Source organism: Armatimonadota bacterium, from assembly GCA_013314775.1.
In the GTDB taxonomy this organism is placed as follows: domain Bacteria; phylum Armatimonadota; class Zipacnadia; order Zipacnadales; family JABUFB01; genus JABUFB01.
Genome location: JABUFB010000014.1, coordinates 136,974 through 154,372, shown reverse-complemented (window position 1 = coordinate 154,372; position 17,399 = coordinate 136,974). Strand labels below are relative to the sequence as shown.

At 63.5% G+C, this 17,399-nt stretch carries 12 protein-coding genes; 5 read left to right on the top strand and 7 right to left on the bottom strand.

The genetic code is table 11. The features are described from left to right. Positions 1-52 precede the first annotated feature (52 nt). Positions 53-2,263 carry a hypothetical protein gene (locus HPY44_18270; GenBank protein NSW57954.1) on the bottom strand — a complete coding sequence of 737 codons (2,211 nt, stop codon included), beginning with the start codon at positions 2,261-2,263 and terminating at the stop codon, positions 53-55. A gap of 202 nt (positions 2,264-2,465) precedes the next feature. Here HPY44_18270 and HPY44_18265 point away from each other — a divergent pair, with 202 nt between their 5' ends. Then, entirely contained in the window at positions 2,466-4,565 is a 2,100-nt protein-coding gene (locus HPY44_18265; GenBank protein NSW57953.1) for a DUF3160 domain-containing protein, read from the top strand. 57 nt (positions 4,566-4,622) lie between these two features. Here the strand turns inward: HPY44_18265 and HPY44_18260 are convergent, their stop codons facing one another. The 3 genes from HPY44_18260 to HPY44_18250 all read right to left on the bottom strand — a co-directional run bounded on the left by HPY44_18260 (position 4,623) and on the right by HPY44_18250 (position 10,113). Continuing rightward, complete coding sequence (locus HPY44_18260) at positions 4,623-5,453, bottom strand: hypothetical protein (GenBank protein NSW57952.1); 831 nt, start codon at positions 5,451-5,453, stop codon at positions 4,623-4,625. A 100-nt stretch (positions 5,454-5,553) separates the two neighbouring features. Next, the gene (locus tag HPY44_18255) at positions 5,554-7,683 is read right to left on the bottom strand and encodes a polysaccharide biosynthesis tyrosine autokinase (GenBank protein ID NSW57951.1); all 2,130 of its coding nucleotides are present in this window, start codon (positions 7,681-7,683) and stop codon (positions 5,554-5,556) included. 504 nt (positions 7,684-8,187) lie between these two features. Then, positions 8,188-10,113, bottom strand: coding sequence for a hypothetical protein (locus HPY44_18250; GenBank protein NSW57950.1), 1,926 nt, complete (start codon positions 10,111-10,113; stop codon positions 8,188-8,190). A 175-nt stretch (positions 10,114-10,288) separates the two neighbouring features. Between HPY44_18250 and HPY44_18245 the strand changes: the two genes are divergently transcribed. The 4 genes from HPY44_18245 to HPY44_18230 all read left to right on the top strand — a co-directional run bounded on the left by HPY44_18245 (position 10,289) and on the right by HPY44_18230 (position 14,732). Next, the gene (locus HPY44_18245) at positions 10,289-11,317 is read left to right on the top strand and encodes an MtaA/CmuA family methyltransferase (protein NSW57949.1); all 1,029 of its coding nucleotides are present in this window, start codon (positions 10,289-10,291) and stop codon (positions 11,315-11,317) included. Between the two features lie 147 nt (positions 11,318-11,464). Then, positions 11,465-12,268 carry an HAD family phosphatase gene (locus HPY44_18240; GenBank protein NSW57948.1) on the top strand — a complete coding sequence of 268 codons (804 nt, stop codon included), beginning with the start codon at positions 11,465-11,467 and terminating at the stop codon, positions 12,266-12,268. Positions 12,269-12,352: 84 nt separating this feature from the next. Continuing rightward, complete coding sequence (locus tag HPY44_18235; protein NSW57947.1) at positions 12,353-13,741, top strand: hypothetical protein; 1,389 nt, start codon at positions 12,353-12,355, stop codon at positions 13,739-13,741. A gap of 67 nt (positions 13,742-13,808) precedes the next feature. Further along, positions 13,809-14,732 carry a carbohydrate kinase family protein gene (locus HPY44_18230; protein NSW57946.1) on the top strand — a complete coding sequence of 308 codons (924 nt, stop codon included), beginning with the start codon at positions 13,809-13,811 and terminating at the stop codon, positions 14,730-14,732. Between the two features lie 11 nt (positions 14,733-14,743). Here HPY44_18230 and HPY44_18225 read toward each other — a convergent pair whose 3' ends face one another. From HPY44_18225 to HPY44_18215, 3 genes are read right to left on the bottom strand one after another with little or no spacing between them, the layout of a single operon-like run. Further along, positions 14,744-15,820, bottom strand: a complete 1,077-nt coding sequence (locus HPY44_18225; protein ID NSW57945.1) for a YjgP/YjgQ family permease — start codon at positions 15,818-15,820, stop codon at positions 14,744-14,746. A gap of 60 nt (positions 15,821-15,880) precedes the next feature. Then, positions 15,881-16,282: a holo-ACP synthase gene (locus tag HPY44_18220; GenBank protein ID NSW57944.1), complete on the bottom strand. Its 402-nt coding sequence runs from the start codon at positions 16,280-16,282 to the stop codon at positions 15,881-15,883. 19 nt (positions 16,283-16,301) lie between these two features. Then, positions 16,302-17,360, bottom strand: a complete 1,059-nt coding sequence (locus HPY44_18215) for a L,D-transpeptidase family protein (protein NSW57943.1) — start codon at positions 17,358-17,360, stop codon at positions 16,302-16,304. Between the last annotated feature and the right edge of the window lie 39 nt (positions 17,361-17,399).

Genomic DNA, 17,399 nt, shown 5'->3' with positions numbered 1-17,399 from the left:
CGGTCACCAGAACCGGGCGCCTGTACTCAAGCAGGTCAAGTGTCAACAAGGATCAGAAGTCCGTGTTCCAGCTCGCCCCTAGAATTGGCGTACCCTCCACATCATCCGGCTCGCTCCAGCCCAGGGTGAAGCGCAGCTTGTTGTCCCGGTCAAGAGCTCCCGTGAAGCCCACGTTCACCGCATCACCGTCGTATTCCGCGATGCCCCGATAGCTGCCGATGGGGTGCGACACGCCGTAGAACAGGTGATCGTCGAAAGCGCCTGAACCCCAGCCGGCGGTGACGAAGGTGCTCTTGCCGCTGTCTTTCTCCACCAGGCTCCCCGGGCTGATAAGATTGGCCGGGATTGCCGTCACGCGGGTCTCCACGGCAAGCCCGACGATCTGGTTGGGGGCGCTGTCAACATCGATGCCCAATGCCGCCAGGGGTATCCGGGCTTCCACCACGCTCCGAACCCCGTCAGTGCCGGCGTGAACCGCGCCCTGAGCCTCGAAGGGCACCGGTTTGACGGCGGCGTGCTCCATTCCATACGGCAGCGGTGGCAACTGGTCCGCCGGCACCCATGCTTTCCGCCGTGGATGCCAGAAAAGGCTCTCCAGTGCCCGGCCGTCCTTCGTCAGGCTTACCCGCAGCAGGCGGTCGTCACTTCGTGGCCAGATGCCCTGGTCCCCGAGTGGATCAACCATGATGTCCACAACCTGATCCTGCCACTCACCCGCGGACACCTGCCACGCCGAAGCCAGGTGCAGGAAGTCCCGGCTGCGCTGCAGGTAGACCGTCTGGGTGACACCGGGTGCCACCTCGCGTTCAACTCTGTCGGCACTCGCCCATTCGCCGTCCGCCAACAACCCATCTTCAGTCGGCGGCGTATCGGTGGCGACCGCGTGTAGGCGATCGCCTCGAACCCTCCGATTATCGAACAGCACCTGTCCCCAGAGATCCGGGCGGCGCGCGAACACCTGCTCGGACGCATTCTGCTGGTATGACCCACGCCCAAATGGCCACTGGACGCGGTATTCCGGCCCGGATTGGAGCACGCCGGGCGCTTGTGTTCCGGGCAGATTCACCAGCGCGCAGAAACCCAGCGGCGCCGCGTCGGCATCCGGGCCCAGCTGATCCAGGGGAATCGAAAACTCAAACACCGGGAAACGCCAGGCGCCGTCACCGGCGTTGGATACCGCACCTTCATACGACCGCGGCTGACCCTCTGCGGGAGGCGGACAGTCCCACTCCGTCCACTGGCCGCGCTTCAGGCCGCCGAACAGCTGCCGCGCAGTCTGCTTGCGCGCATTCCAGACAAGCGCGAACTGTCGATGTGTCTCCCCGAGCGTATCCGCACCCGCGCGCGGGATCTCAAAACATATCTCGGCCCGCGAACCGTCGGGAATACCCCTTGTCGACGGAACCGCCAGTACGCAATAAAGCGCTGCAGCGTCGCGCTTCAGACCGACGATCAGGAACTCGGAGTTGGGCAGGGCCAGCCGCACCAGCGCGGCGTCCTCCCATTCGCGACCAATCATGCCATCAAGAATAGCGGGATACTCGCTGAAAGGGACGTCAATCCGATCGGGCGCGTCGCCGCTCTCCGCCGACCCAGCGCCCTGTGCCAGGAACGCAAGAGCACCCCAGGTCCGCGGGTCCTCCACCTTCGGAGCAGACGGGCCCGGTGGCCACGAAGGCGACGTGGCGCCGAAAGTCACTCGCTTGGGGTGCACTCTTCCCAGGCGCTTTGTGGCCGCAAGGTAGTAGCTGCGTTCGTAGTGGTCGAAGGCGTCGAAAACGCCCGCCGAGACCGCAGGGATGTGCCGGGTCTCCGGCCAGAGCTGGGCCTGCACGTGGCCGCTGAAGGCGTCCGATCCGCCGCGATCCGAACCCGAGAGGGTCAGGGATATGCCGCGTTCGGGGCTGCTGAGGCCGATTGTCGCGCTTCCGACCCCCGACCACTCGTCACCGGTATCCAGGCCCCATAGACTGCCCACGAACTGACCCGATGCCAGCGTGTACCCGAGAGGGATGTTCAGGTGGCTCGCGCCGCCCGGGTCCACCAGCCCGCGCTCATCCACACCGAAGCCGGTGCCCGGAAGGGTGAGTTTGAGGTACTGCGAGTCCGGGGGCCGCTCACCACGCTTGTAAATGATCGGGGGGATCGTGCCACCCGGTTCTGCGGCCGGACGGACCTGAGTCTGCGCCACCGCGGCCCACGCGGAAGTGAGCAGAAGGGCCACAAGAAGCGGTGACAGGTGCAACAGTGCGCGCAGACGCATGCGCGGCCTCCGGTGTGGGTGCGGTGATCTGCTGCTGTGCCGTAACCCATATTAGCCACGAAGCGACTCCAGCGTCAAGCGCAGGCCGGCCGTGGTGGCCGGCAGGGCCCGCACAATGCGCGCAGGAAACCCGAACCGCGACGGCGAATAAGGAGCCACACACCGCAGACATCGCCGCACATCCACACAGGGGGCGTTTCCCGTGCGAATCTGCATTGCACTGCTGCTGGCAACCACCGTCCGGCTGGCCTTCGCCATCCCTGCCCAGTACGAGTCCAACGTGCAGCCGTCAGTCGATGCCTACCAGATACCGGCAGACCTGTCCGGCGTACGCCACATGGAGAAGATCACCGGTCTCAGCGACGCCCAACTGGCGGCGCTGGCCAGGAAGGGCTTCGTGGTCGTCCCTGACGACGCGGAGCAGATGTTCCTCCTGTACGAGGAATATGGCGAAGACTCCGAACTCGGCCCGATCCCTAACTTCATCACAGTCGACTCCGTGCTTCAGGCCTATCACGTCCTGTTTGACTTCGCCCTGCGGACCATCGAGCAGGAGAAGCTGCTGACCCTCTGCACTGAGCTAACCCAGTTCTGCACGGGGCAGAGCCTGAGCAATCTCGCCAACACGGACGGCATCATACGGGACGCCGCGCTGCGAAATCTCGCCTATTTCATGGTCGCCCGCAACTTGCTCACCGGGAAGGAGCCCACCGTGGGCAACCAGCCCTTCCCGCCGGCAACGGGCATGGCCGAGCAGGAGCTGGCTTTGATCAAGAGCGCCGGCGGACGCTCCATGTCCCCCTTGTTCGAGCGCACGGTTCACTATGACCAGTTTATCCCCCGCGGCCACTACACCCGCAGTCCTGAGCTCACCAAGTACTTCATGGCCATGATGTGGTACGGGCTGACCGCGTTGGAGCTGGATCAGCCGAAGGACAACCCGGACCTGATCCGCCGGCACTGCGCCCAGGCCCTGCTGATAACCCGGATTCTGCGGAGCAACGACTGGGCCCGCAGCCTCTGGGAGCGCATCTATGAGCCGACCGCGTATCTCGTGGGCACTGCCGATGACCTGACCTGGCGCGACTACGAGCCCATCGCCGTGGATGTTTTCGGCCCGAAGCTGGACAACCTCGGCGACCCGGTGCTCCTGGACGAGTTCATCCGCCGCGCCAGAGCGGTACTTCCCGCTCCGCGCATCGCACCGGCCTTCCAGCAGGCCGACGAACAGGGAAACCTGGAAACGGTACTGCACCCGCCGCCACAGGGCCGCCAGTTCCGGTTCATGGGCCAGCGGTTCATTCCGGATTCCTATGCGCTGCAGCAACTGGTATACCCGCTGGTCGGAGGCGACGATGAGGGCAATCAGCGCTATTTCCCGATGGGTCTCGATGTCATGGCAGTGCTCGGGTCCACACGGGCCGAAGACCTGCTCCTGGGCCAGCTCAAACAGGGGCGCTTCGAGGGATACACCGACCAGCTCACCAAAGTCTGCAACGAGTTCGCCGCGCTCCCAGAAACCGACTGGTGGCAGAACACCTACTACGGATGGCTCCACGCGCTCAAACCACTTCTTGCCCCCACCGGCGAGGGCTATCCGACCTTCATGCGCAGCGTCGCCTGGCTGGACAAAGAACTCGTTACCAGCCTGGGAAGCTGGGCGCAGTTGCGGCATGACACCATCCTTTATGGGAAGCCGTCAGGCGCAGAGATGGGTGGGGACGAGCCGAAGGCGGTGCAGGGATACGTCGAGCCGTATCCGCTGACCTTCGGGAGACTGGGCTACCTCGCGCGCCTGCTCCGGGACGGTCTCAAAGAGCACGGCCTGCTCACGGAGCGCATCGAAGCCAACTGCGATGAGTTCGGCGGGATGCTCATGTTCCTGAAGGAGTGCGCCGAAAGGCACTTGCGGAACATCCCCCTCAGCAAGGACGACTACTGGCGTATTCAATACTTCGGAGGGGAGCTCGAGCGGCTCACGGTCCAGGTGGCAGCCGACAACCCGTACATGCGGTGGTTCGAGATCACCAGCGAGGCCGACCGGAACATCGCCACCATCGCCGATATCCACACCAGCTTTGGCCAGTGCCTCGAGGTCGGGCCGGGGTGGGCTTACCGCATCTACGTGATTACCCCGCACCCCGCTGGAGGGCTGCAGGTAGCCAAAGGTGGTGTCATGAGCTACCACGAGTTCAAATGGCCCGTCAGCGACCGTCTCACCGATGAGAAGTGGCTGAAGATGCTGCGCGAGGGAACCGCGCCGCCCATGCCGGAATGGACCGGGAGTTTCATCGTCCCGTAGTCTCGCGTAACACCCTCGCACAGACGCGACGCCCCGGCAACACCCGCGGGGCGTCCTTCAGTTCTGGTTGTTGGAGATCGGACGGAACGACAGGTCCCGACTGAGTCCCGGCCTTGAGAGGCGCACCGCTCCCGGCCTCTCGCCGTCGCCGGTGAGGAGTTCCCAACTGACGTCGTCCCGTGTGACCGTTGCCGCCACTGAGGAGACCGGAACCAGGCCCCCTGCGACCAGCGCGAAGGCTTCGAAGCGCCATCGCGGGCCGCTCCGAGACAGGACCACGACCTCTTCCCCGGCTCCTGGCCAAACGTCCGAGCAGCGAAGAGCCTCCGGTCGCGCAATTCCATGTGAGCGCGCAATGCCCTCGACCCCGAAACTGCGCCAACGATAGGCCCCCAATTCCCAGCCACCGACAAGAGTGCGTTCGACTGCCACCAGTTCGTCCTCACCCTGCCCATCCAGATCTCCGAAGTCGGCATCCTCAAAGGGCCGCGACAGACTGGTCCCCAGCCAGACCTTACGCAGTCCTTGCCCCCCAGGCTCCACCGAATAGAGGAAGGGCCGCACACGCTCCACAGGGTCGAAAACCGCGGGCTTGCGCACCCCGATCAGGACGACCCGCTGTCCGGCGAACCGCCCCGAACGCACCATCCAGGGGTGCAGAGACAGGGGAAACTCAGACCAGACACTCTCGCCGCACATGCTGCACACGGAAACACCGGCATTCCGCAGACACCCGGCAGCGTCGTACTCGCCGCCGGTGATGACCACTCGCCAGGACTGGCCGGACGGATCAAGGGTCACTGCCGACTCACGTTCGGAGGCGTGAAGGCCGCAAGCGCAGACAATGAGTGCCGCGACGGTCAGGGGCTTCGCCAATGAGCGGGGCATCTGGACGGCCGTCAGGTACGCGAACTGCGACCGGCTCCCTTCAAGAGCCGGTCGCAGTTGGTTGGTCTCTACGCAGCACCGTGGCTGCCGGGCCACGAGATCACACCTCGGTATCCGCCCCCGGAGGAGCGATCACCCGCGGACTCTCGTGGCTGTAATCGTAATAGTAGTAGTAATAGTAGTAGTCGCTGGCGCTCAGTCGCAGCTTATTCAACACCACGCCGAGCAAGTTGCCGCGAGCATTCCGGATGAGCCGCACGGCCTCCCCGAAGGCTTCCTTGGTGACCTGTCCGGCCTCCGCGACCAGAATCGTCCTCTCCACCTTGGAAGACAGCACCACCGCGTCCGTGAGAACGATCGCAGGCGGTGAGTCGAAGATGACAATGTCGGCGTACTCCTTGAGGTCCTGGATCAACCGCCGCATTGGATCGGAGTCCAGCATCTCCGCGGGGTTGGGTGGAAGGGGACCGCTGGAGATGAGCTTCAGGCCCTCAACATGCGTATCCTGAAGCACGTCCTCAATGCTCGCCTCGCCCACGAGAATGTTGGTCAGACCGCGCGAGGAATCCCCGTGTAGCAGTCGGTGCAAGGTGGGCCGGCGCAGGTCGGTATCCACCACGATCACACTCTGGCCCGCCTGGGCGAACACTACCGCAATATTCGACGCCGTGACGGTCTTGCCTTCTCCGCTGCCCGCGCTGGTGACCAGGAACATGCTCGCCGGGTCCTCAAGCAGGCTGAAGTTGATGTTGGAGCGCAGGGTCCGGTATGCTTCGGCTGGTGGGCTTTTCGGTGCCGAGATGGTGATCAGCTCGTTGACTCCCGTGTCCAGCAGGGGAACCATGCCCAGGAAGTTGATGTCGATGTCGCGCGTGATATCCTCGGGGGTGTGAATTGTATCGTCCAGGGCCTCCAGCACCAGGGCAAGAGCGATGCCTGCGACTAGGCCAAGGACACCGGCGAACAGGAGGCCGCGACTTACAGACGGGCTGGTGCTGACCGCGCGGGTCGGGCTGTCGAAGACCATCGCCGTCCCACTTTTGGCCTCTTCCGACAGGCGCCGGTTCTCCAACTCCTCCAGTATTCGCTCGTGGGTCTGCCGCAATAGATCGCTGCGCGCCCGGAGCTGATTGAGCGCCGCCTGCTTTGCCGGGATCCCCGCTGCCTGCGCGTTCACCTGCCGCTCCACGTTCTCAATGGCCCGGATACGCGCCTGGAGTTCCACGCGCTGGGCAAGGAGACTGTCGCGACGCTCCGCCAGCGTCGCGGACTCGGTCCCCATCATGCCATATGGGACCTCAATGGTTGGCGGAGTGGTCTTGATCTGATCCCGAAGAGCCGTGACGCGAGCCTTTGCTTCACTAATCGCAGGGTGGGAATCAGTGTAGCGCGTCTTGAGTTCCGCCAGCGTCACCTCCGCGGTGATCAGCTGGTTCTGCAGCACACTCATTGTCGGGTTCGGGACTGTCTGGGTCTTGTTCTGTCCAGATTTCGCCTGGGACAACATGTTCTCAGCAAGCTGCAGCTGAGCCTCCACCGCGGCGAGTTCAGCCAATGCATCAGCGCGCGCCGCCTGATAACGGTTCATCGCCTCCACGGCCGATGCCGCGCCGGCGTCGTCCGTGTAGACGCCGGTCCGGTTCTGGAACTCCATGATTTGTTCCGAGATCTGCGCGAGGCCTTCCTGGGTTCGTTCGAGCTGCTCCTCCAGGTATTCGCGGGCCTTCCTGTCCTGGGCGCGCTTGAACTCGGTGTTCATGATGACGAACTGGTCCGCAGCTTCCCGCGCGAAAGCGATGGCATTGCGCTCGATGGGCGCCTCCGCCTCGATGCGGATGCGGTCAGGCTGCATGGTGGAGGCCGTGAGCGACGACTGCACTTCCTGAGCGTCGGTGAGAACCCGCTCGCCGGAGCGCTTTTCCTTGAGCGCGGCCGCGACTCTCTCCGCCAGCTGGTTTCCCATGATCATGCTGGCCTGGGTCTCGAGCGCGATAGTGCCCTCGTCGCCGCCACCGCGTCCCCTGCCATCGGACGGGGTCAGCCAGACAACGCCGGCCTGGCGCTGCTGCACGAGAATCAGGGCAGTGGCACGGTAACTCTTGGGGTAGCTGATAGCGTACAGGCCGCCGATGAGCATGGCGGCCAGACCAACGAGGATGATGAACCACTTCCGCTTCTGTATGATGCGGAAGTAGTCCCGTACGTCAAAACGGGGCGTATTGCTTTGCATGCTGTGGGCTTCCCCGTCGGTGGTTCGAACCTGCGGACAGGTATCCAGTAAAACGGCCGCACGCCGGTTATTGAACAAACAGCAGCGCGCACACCCCGGGCATGGGTACTATAGCATCGCACAGGTCACCTGTCAAACCACGGAAGGTTCCGGATGCGTCCCCCGAAAGCAGCTGGATTCGGTCGCGCCGGGGCTTCGTCCCCTTCTTCGGCTCCATCCGGCATCAAAAAGGGGCACTGCCGTAACCTCACAGCTCGCGAAGCGGGCCAGACACCATGAGCCCGGGGGTAAGGCCCGCGAAGTGGGCCGCAACACTTGGACATCTGCGCCCGAAGACCGCCCAACGGCCCCTGGAAGAACGGCATACCCGCGCAGCGGAGCGCGCCCATTGGCGACGGCATGTCCGCGAAACCACGTCTTGGGTGCTCTCCCATCTGGCCCGTGCGCTTTCTCAATGCAATCTCAAGCGAAAGCACAGGTGTGAGGTGCTGTCGGAGGGAGGTGTCAGATGAATATCTTGTAGTTGCGGATGCCAAAGGCCGGCCCGATAATGGCCCAGATCGAGCCGAAAACGTAGTCGCCCAGAAGGAGCCCCAGGAAAAACCAGATCCCGTTCCGATGAGCTTTCTGCCCTCCGTAACGCAGGATGACAGTCTTCACCAGCCAGCTTACGAAGAACGCAAACCAGAAGTAGTCCATCGCGAAGGAAATGGCCAGCGCGTATCCCGCCGGGTGGAGAGGAAGCCCAGTGTAGCGATACCTGAGCGACTTGAGTGCGAACACGATCGCCCCGCCGATAACCATGAACGCAATGGCCTGGTAGTTGGTGGGCTCCGGCGTCTGCAGCCAGCCCGCAAGTCGGTTGTAAGTCTCCCAGCCCACCCACGACTTGAAGCCCTGACACCGTGCCGAAGCGCCCTCGCGCATGGTGATATGCAGGTTAGCCCAGTAGCTGAGCACGATGGCCGCGATGGTGGCGATCATGATGGCCCGAGCCAGCCACTTGCGGTCCAGGTCCACGAACTCGCTCATCTTGAAGGCCTCAAGTTGGCACGGCATGGGGTGGCAGCGATAGCCGCGATTGAACCAGTAGGTCGCGGACAACGCCGTCAGATCGCGAATGGTGAAGGCGCCCACGCCTGCCACCTGGACCATCACTCGGTGGGGATTCACGAAGTAGATCTCATGAGGTGTGCCCAGTTCCGCGCGCACCCGAGTAATCGCCACTGAAAGCAGGTAGAAGATAGCGAAGAAGCCGATGATCGTGCCCAGGGACATGCCCGCATAGCTACAGAAGACCCCCAGAGCGGAAATCCCCACGGCAATTCCGACCAGGGCCGTCCGGTAGCTCATGGGCTCATCCGCGTCATTCAAGGTGGTCTTGTGGCCCATCACATGCCGCCAGACCTCGAAAAGGTGGGACTTCGTAGCGATTATCGCGATGAGGCCCAGGCCGACCCAGGCCCCTGCTGCCTGCTCGTTCAAATACGGAAAGCCCTTCACCAGCTCCCAGCCCATCGTCGCGCCGAGGACCCGTTCCAGCTTGGAGATGACATAGAAGAACCAGCAGGAAAAACTCAGGTCGGATGGCAGGAAGAAGGCCAGGCCGATAGCGAAGGGGTACATGCCCAGGCGAGTGGAGCCCGTCGCATTCCACGGACGGAACGGCCAGTGCTGGGACAGTTCGTATAGCTTGATGTACTTGATCTCCGGGATCTGCGGCCAGATGGCTGAACAGCCGTTCACCAGGTCGATCACGAAAGCGACGCCAAGCCCGGCCCACATAAGACGGTTGCGGAAGAACCGGGCGGTCTCCTGTCCACGAGTCAACTCCAGGGGCAGGACGATCAGCGGGTAGGACAGCTTTTCGTGCTCCGTCCACGGTTTGCGCACCAGGACGTTGATGCACAGCATTACGAAGATCAGCACAAGCAGGAAGCCGCCCCAGGCAATGAGGGCAGGCAGGAACGGCCTGTACATCGCCGGGCTGAGCCAGCTTTCGTCGCCCTCATACAGACCCCGGAGCGCCACCTCGTCGGAGACCGTCAGCCAGTCGGGCACATACTGCAGGAACAGGTCCTCCCACTTGTTCTCGGGCGTTGCGAAGCGGAACGGATGCCCGATCACTCCGAACAGATTCTGCACAAAATCGTGGCCGGCCAACGTCTCGGAGATGACCACCATCAAATACGTCACGAGCAGTTCGGACTGATTGAAGGCCAGTCGCGGCCAGAAACGCATCAGAATGAGGTTGAGCACCGCGAGACAGAAGAGCAGGAAGACCGGGGTGATAAAGAGGGGCAGGCACGAGCCGTCCAGCGAGTACCATCGCACCTCGACGATGGTCACCCAGTAGACGTTCACAGCCATCAGGATCAGACCGATCAGAACCGATCTGAGCGTGACGCCACGGCCGCGGGGCGACTGCAAATCGACCCTCCCAGTGGGCGCAAAATACGGCTCATTCTAAAGGCCACCATTGCAGTGGTCAAGCGTGGAACTCAGCGGCAGGATTTCGCGCTCCCGCCGGGGAAAGGCCCCTCCACCAGAGACCCGCGTGCTCGCCAAAGGTCGGTGCGAGCGGATTGGGCAGACGGAGGACCAGATGACCCATCGCCAGCGATTCATGGCCTGTCTCGCGCAACAGCCCGCGGACCGCACATCTGTCGGAAATGCGGTGTCGGTCGCGACCGTGGAACTCATGGAACAGACCGGGTGCTGGTTCCCGGAGGCCCATCTGGATGCCGAGATCATGGCCGGTCTGGCTGCGGCGGGCCACCACATTCTCGGCTATGACACGATCGCGCCCGTTTTCTCCGTGCAGCAGGAGGCAGCGGCTTTGGGCTGTGAAGTGGACTGGGGCCGCCGGGACCTTATGCCCGACGTCGTCGGCAAACTGTGTCGCACGGTCGACGACATCCGGATACCCTCGGACCTTCTCAGCCATCCTGCCTGCCGGGTCGTCCTCGATGCCCTGCGGATTCTGCGCAAACAGTACCCGGACGTGGCCCTGATCGGCAAGGTTTTCGGCCCCTGGACACTTGCCTACCATCTTTTCGGCGTCCAGGACTTCCTGATGATGACCATCGACGATCCGGCCCAGGTCGGCGACATTCTCCGCCGGCTGCAGCCGGTCGCCGTCTTGTTCGCAAAGGCGCAGCTCGAGGCGGGTGCAGACGCGATCACGCTGGCTGATCACGCCACCGGCGACCTTGTATCCGGAGCGACGTATCGTGAAATGCTTTGGCCAATTCACTGCGAACTGGCCGCTGCCATTCCGGGACCGGTCATACTCCACATCTGCGGCAACACGGCAGACAGGCTGGCAGCGATCGCGCACACGGGCTTCGCCTGTTTTCACTTCGACTCCAAAGTCCCCGCGCGGAGAGCCCGTGAGATCGTGGACGCCGAGGGTCGGACGGACGATGGATCGCGCCGCATCGCGCTCATGGGCAACATCAACAACCCGGACACGTTGCTTCGGGGTACACCGGATGATGTGGCGCGCGAAGTGCGTGAATGCCTTGCGCAAGGCATTGAAATCATCGGCCCCGAATGTGCAGTGCCGCTGACCACACCCACGGTCAACCTGCAGGCAATTGTGTCTTCGGTCGAGCAGGCGCGGAGCGCCTGACGTGGCAGTCGGGATCAATCTCCGTCGCCCTTCAGCCCGGTGGGCCGAATGTGGTATTCTGGGGGCTGTCAGACAGGATAGCCTGTGCATCGCGCCGGGTCCGGTGGTGCATTCCGCCGGGTCTGTTGGCGTCTGGGAGACTGACGCATGCAGCCTGAAATACGCCTCATAGGGATCGATCTAGATGGGACCCTCGTGGTGGGTGCTCACGAGGTGTCGGAACGCAATATCCGCGCAATCAAGGCGGCAACGGCCCGGGGAGTGACGGTGGCAATCGCCACAGGCCGCCCTCACGTATCTGCGGAGACCTTCGTGGAGCGGCTCGGTCTGCACGGTGTGCCGATCATCTCCTTCAACGGAGCCGTCATCCGTGTTCCGGGGGACCCCGTGCCACTCTACCAGGAGCCGGTTCCGGCTGACCTCGCCCGCGAGGTGGTGCGCTATTGCATTGATCGCCGCTACCACCTGCATTACTATCTCGGCGACACGATGTATGTCACTCGCGTGTCCCACTGGGCGTTGCTCTACTACCGTCGCACCGGACTGGCGCCCGTGCCCGCGGGGGATATGCGACGGTTTGACGGCGAAAGCCCCATCAAACTCCTGATCTGCGTCCCCCCGGACGACGCCATGGATGTGCTCAGCGAAGCAAGCGCGAACTTCGGCGACCGTGTGATGGTCACCCGGTCCATGCCGGAGTACATCGAGTTTCTGAGCCGAGACGCGGGTAAGGGCAATGCTCTGCGCTGGCTTGCTTCGCATCTCGGGATCCCGATGTCGCAGACAATGGGCATGGGGGATATGCTCAACGATCTGCAGCTTGTTGAGATGGCGGGCTTCGGGGTGGCGATGCCACATGCCCAGGAGCCCGTCAAGGCTGCCGCAGATTACGTTCCCGACAGTGGTCCGGAAGGCGTCGCCGAAGCCATTGAGAAGTTCGTGCTCGCCTGACCCGCCGCTGTGACGCACGACAGCAGGGGCAGTTACATTCTACTGTTTTGATGCAACCGAAGCTCCACTGGAGAGGATTTGCCGATGTCCCGGTACATACTGCTCTTCCTCGCCTGCATCGCGTTGGCGCAGCCTGCCGTTTCCGGGCTTGACGTCACCCAGTTCCGGCAGCTGGTTGCGCTGGATGACCAGCTTGTGGCGGAAACCCTTGGTGAGAGCGCTGCCTGGCTGCCTGCAGGGAAGGGTGTGGTCATCGGTGGCTGGGAGCGCTGGCCTCACGTGCCGGCGATCATGATCTGCACGGAACGCGGAGCCCAACTGCGCCTGGAGAATGCCGCCACGCCTCATTTTGCCCTGTCACCGGACGGGCAAATGATCGCCTACTGGGTGGCGACCGGCAATGGCTGGAGCCAGCTCGCGCTCACCGCAGTCGCAGGCGGCGCAAGACGGTACGTGGGAGACCCCGTCAAAGCGGGCCCCGCCATGCATCTCGCGTGGCCTTCGCAGTACACTCTGGTCGCTCTGATGCAGGATGGTGAGGACTGCACCGCGGTCGCGATCAACACCGCCACAGGTGCGCGACGGCCGATGGTACAGATTCGTGGCGGCCAGTGGGTGCGGCTCCGACAGTGGCTGGGATGGGACCCCGTGGCAGTCTGGGCCGGCAATGAGAAACGGTGCTTCCGATTGTCACTGACAGGCAGACCAGAGGAAGTCAGCGCGGACTTCGACGATGAGAGGCCGTCCCCTGACTCCGCGCTCTATTGCTTCTTCGATGCAGATGCGTCGCTCTGGCTGGGAGGCCTGTCGTCCCTGGCGCCCATCCGACTGGCTCAGAGCGTAGGGGCGGCATGCTGGTCCCCGGACGGAAGCCTTCTCGCATACGCAACGAACGCCGGGCTGTGGTGTGCATGGCCACCCACTCAGGAGCGTCGCCAAATCGTGGGTACTGCCCTGGACAGCGGCGGCCCAAGCTCATCTGCGCCTCTGGGCATGAGCTGGGCGCCAGATGGGAGCGAGATCCTCTACTGGCGGGCTGCAGGCCAGACCGGGCAAGTCCGGCGGGTGCAGGTCGGGCTGGAGGAGGTCACCATTCGCGTGCGCTACCCGAAGGATGCGCGCCCGCAACCGGGCCAGCAGGTGTGGGTCGCGAGTAAGCTGCACTTCGATTCATCCGGACGCGTCAAAGAGCCCGTCTGGAAGACCCTCAAGGGGCAGTTCGTCGTGCGCAGGATACTGCCTGGCGCCGAGGGAGCGATCGCCGAGGCGGTCAGTATCGGGACGCAGGCGCGGGTACTCAGCCGCATCTCCAAGCCGGGACCTGATGCCGCGCGAACTGCTCTGCGAGCCGAACTCGAACCGCTTCCCGGGCTGTTTGCATGGGTTCAGGGCACGCAATGGGCCGGGGAACTCGTGGGCGTCCAGGTCCGGCGTGCGCCTCTGGGGGGCGCTCCCGGCGCAGACGGCCCCTGAACAATGCTCAGCAGCACCCAAGGCCCCGGCGCATCTCCAGTGCCCACCGGTAACGAGGGAGTGCCAAGTGAAAGATCACGACATTCTCTGCATCGGCGACGTCAACGTCGATCTGATTCTGGCCGGGGTCACTCGCCTGCCCGCCTTCGGCGAGGAAGTCCTGGCTGAGGCGATGGGGATGCATCTTGGTGGCTGCACGGCGAACGTTGCCACTTTCGCGGCGCGGCTCGGCCTGCGATCGGCTTTGCGGGCCAGGGTCGGTGAGGACGACTTCGGAACATTCGTGCTCGAGGGTCTAACCGCCAATGGCGTTTCCACCGCGCACATCATCCGTGATGGGTCGCTGCGCACCGGACTGACCGTCTCAATATCCGGTCCCCACGACCGGGCTTTTGTGACCTACCTGGGCACTATCGATTCGCTGTCTGGCGCCGATGTTGGAGATGATCTCCTTCTCAAGGCCCGGCACATTCATATCGGGAGCTACTTCCTGCAGAGCAAGCTGCGGCCCGCTGTCGCCGACATCTGTCTCCGAGCGCGCGAACTGGGCATCACGAGCTCTCTGGATACCGGGTTCGATCCATCTCAGAAATGGGACTCCAGGGTGCGCGAAGCGATCCGCGCAGTCGACTACTTCCTCCCGAACGAGGTGGAGGCCACCGCCATCTCGGGCATCGATGACCCGCTCGAGGCCGCACGCTGCCTTGCCCGAGAGGGAACCACGGTTGCCCTCAAGCTGGGGGCGGCCGGGTCCTTCCTGGTCGGTGCGTCGGGCGAGTTCCGCTCCGAAGGCTTCTGTGTCGAGGTTGTCGATACCACGTGCTGCGGCGATGCTTTCAACGCGGGCTTTCTGGCGGCGATTCTGGCGGGGCTCGGCGGGACCGATGCCCTGCGATGGGGAAACGCTGTGGGGGCAATCGTGGCGGGCGGTCAGGGCACATCGGCCCACAGGCTAAACCGGCTTGCCATGGAAGAGCTCCTGTCCAGTTAGCCGTCGAGGCACTACCGCGCCCTCAGCACCAGCCAAAGGCCCAATGACCCAAAGATGATGTTCTGCGCCCAGGCGGCCGCGATCGGGTTCAGGTCGCCCACGAGGCCGAATGCGAGACCCCACGATCGCACGCCGTTATACAGGAAGACCACCAGGATCGAAATAACGATCCCCACGAAGCTGCCCAGATGAGCGAACCGCATGCCCAGGGGTGCCGCGACCATGGCGAAGACCAGACACGCGACGGGCATGGAGTAGCGGAACTGGAGCCGCACTTCCCACCTTTGCGGGTCCTGGCCCGATGAACGCAGCAGGTCCACGCGCTCGCGAATCTCACGGGCGCTCATCTCGTAATCCGTTCGCTGGTCGCTGTAGTACTCGTCCAGGGCGCTCCACAGGCTGATTGCCTCTGCTTCGAACGGCTCCCACGGCCCAAGCTCCCCCCCATGAGTCCCCACCCGCAGCCGGATACCCTCACGCAGCATCCATTCTTTGCCCTGACGTTCGGCGCGTCGGGCCGCAGTGATGACGCCGGGGCTGCCGTCGTCTCTCTGGTCAACAACCAGGACATTCTGAAGCTCGTTGCTGACCACATCCATGTGCCCGACGTAGATGATGCGTCCCTTTTCGTCGCGGAAAACCTGGTCGCTTCGTGATTCCATGACGGGCTGGGTGCGGGTCATGGTGTTGAAGACCTTGGTGCCACGGGCATTTGCGCCGGGTACCAGGAACTCTTCGACTGCGAACGAAACCACGGTTGCCGCCATCCCGAGAACGATGATCGAGATCCAGATGCGCCGCAAGCTCGCTCCGCCGGCCCGCATGGCAGTCGCCTCTCCGGCTCTCGCCATCTGCGTCGTCACCATGGCGGCGCCAACGAGAATGCCGACGGGAAGAGACCAGGCGAACACACGCGGGAGCCTGAAGAGGAAGTACTGACCGATGAGAGCGGGGGGAACCCTAAGGCCGATAACCGTATCGCCGAGTTTGATTGCCGTCTCGGACAGCATGATGACCATGAAGACTGCGACGCCGATGAGCGTCGGCATGACCATCAGTCGCAGGACATATCTATCGATCAGACGCATGGCGGGACCCATTTGGTGGGGTGGACCGGCAATGTGCAGAAACCGGGCGCGCGACCCACGTCAGTCGGTCCAGGGTCGGCCGTCGGCCGCCTCGAGAACCACAAATGCAACGGCTTGCTCGCGTTCGTGAGAAAGCGATACATGGATGCGCGTTACACCGATGGACTCCGCCCAGGTCGCGGCGGTTCCCACGAGGCGCACAACAGGGCGTCCCCCAAACTCATTGGTCACGTGGATGTCGAGGAAGCGCACGCCACACGCCCAGCCCGTTCCCAGTGCCTTCATGGTAGCTTCCTTGGCCGCGAAGCGCGCGGCCAACCTCTCGGCCCACCCCGCTTTGCGCCGGGCACGTTCCTGCTCCTCAGGTGTGAAGACGCGGTCGAGGAATCGAGCGCCATACTTCTCGGTCATGTACTGCATTCGCTTGACCGAGCAGATGTCCGTGCCAACACCGAGGATCATCAGGTTCACCCTTGCGCATTCACTCGTGGATCGTAACCCGAGTGCCGATCGGTATGACCTCGTACAGTTCGATGATGTCGGGGTTCAGCAGACGGACGCAGCCACCCGATATCCTGCGCCCGATGGATGAAGGCTGGTTCGTCCCATGTATCCCGATGGTCCAGCCGGTGACGCGTCCCCTGGCCGACGTGCCTATGAACCTGGCGCCGAGAGGATTGCGGCTGCTGCCCCCAGGGATGAATTCGCCCCAGTACGCGCGCCAACCGGGCCACACACATTTGCTCTGGATATAGAACCGCCCCACAGGTGTGTTCTGGCCCGCACCCGTACACGCACGGTAATGCTTGGCCAACTCCCCGGCATAGAAGACCCGGAGCCAACGGTCTGAACGGTCGATTTCGATGCTGAAGGCCTGCGCCGGGATGAGGGCCCGAACCGTGCTGGTGCCGCGGCTCAGACACACTATGGAGCCGCCCCGTTCCTGGGTCAACTCAAGACCGAGTGCTGCTGCCGCACTGCGGACCGGAACGTACAGGTCGTTGCCGTCCACGAACGGCGGGGCTGGAAGACCTATACTGTTCAGATTGCGCCGCGCCGTGCGCGAACCTGGCGCGAACTCGGTGACACCCTCATCGCCGGACACCAAGGCGACGCCAGCACCGTCCCAGGTGAATTGATTGCCCAGTCTCGCGCAGAGGTCACGAAGGCTGACGGCTGCCATCCCTTCGTGGACCTTGGCTGTCAACAGGGGGCCGAGACCGCCCCGGATACGCGCGATCCGGGCGACCAGATCATTCCTCCCCAGCGTCTCATACGCCGGTACGTCGTCATACAGGGACGTGCTCGCAGGCGCCACGATACCTGCGTCGGGAACCAGGGCGGCGGTGTCGACATAAGCCCAGAGCCTGGGTTTCACCTTGGCGGTCGGATGTTCAGTCGGCCAGTCTCCGACGAACAGAGAGGGCATCAGTGACAGCCGCAGGTCCACACCCCAGATGAGTACAAAGAGTATCCCAGCTGTCGCAGCGAGGGGGATTCCATTGCTCAGACATTGCCGGCCTGAGTTGTGCCTTGGCATGCGGTTGCCGGACGCTCTGGTGGGGAGTGTCTGCCGGGC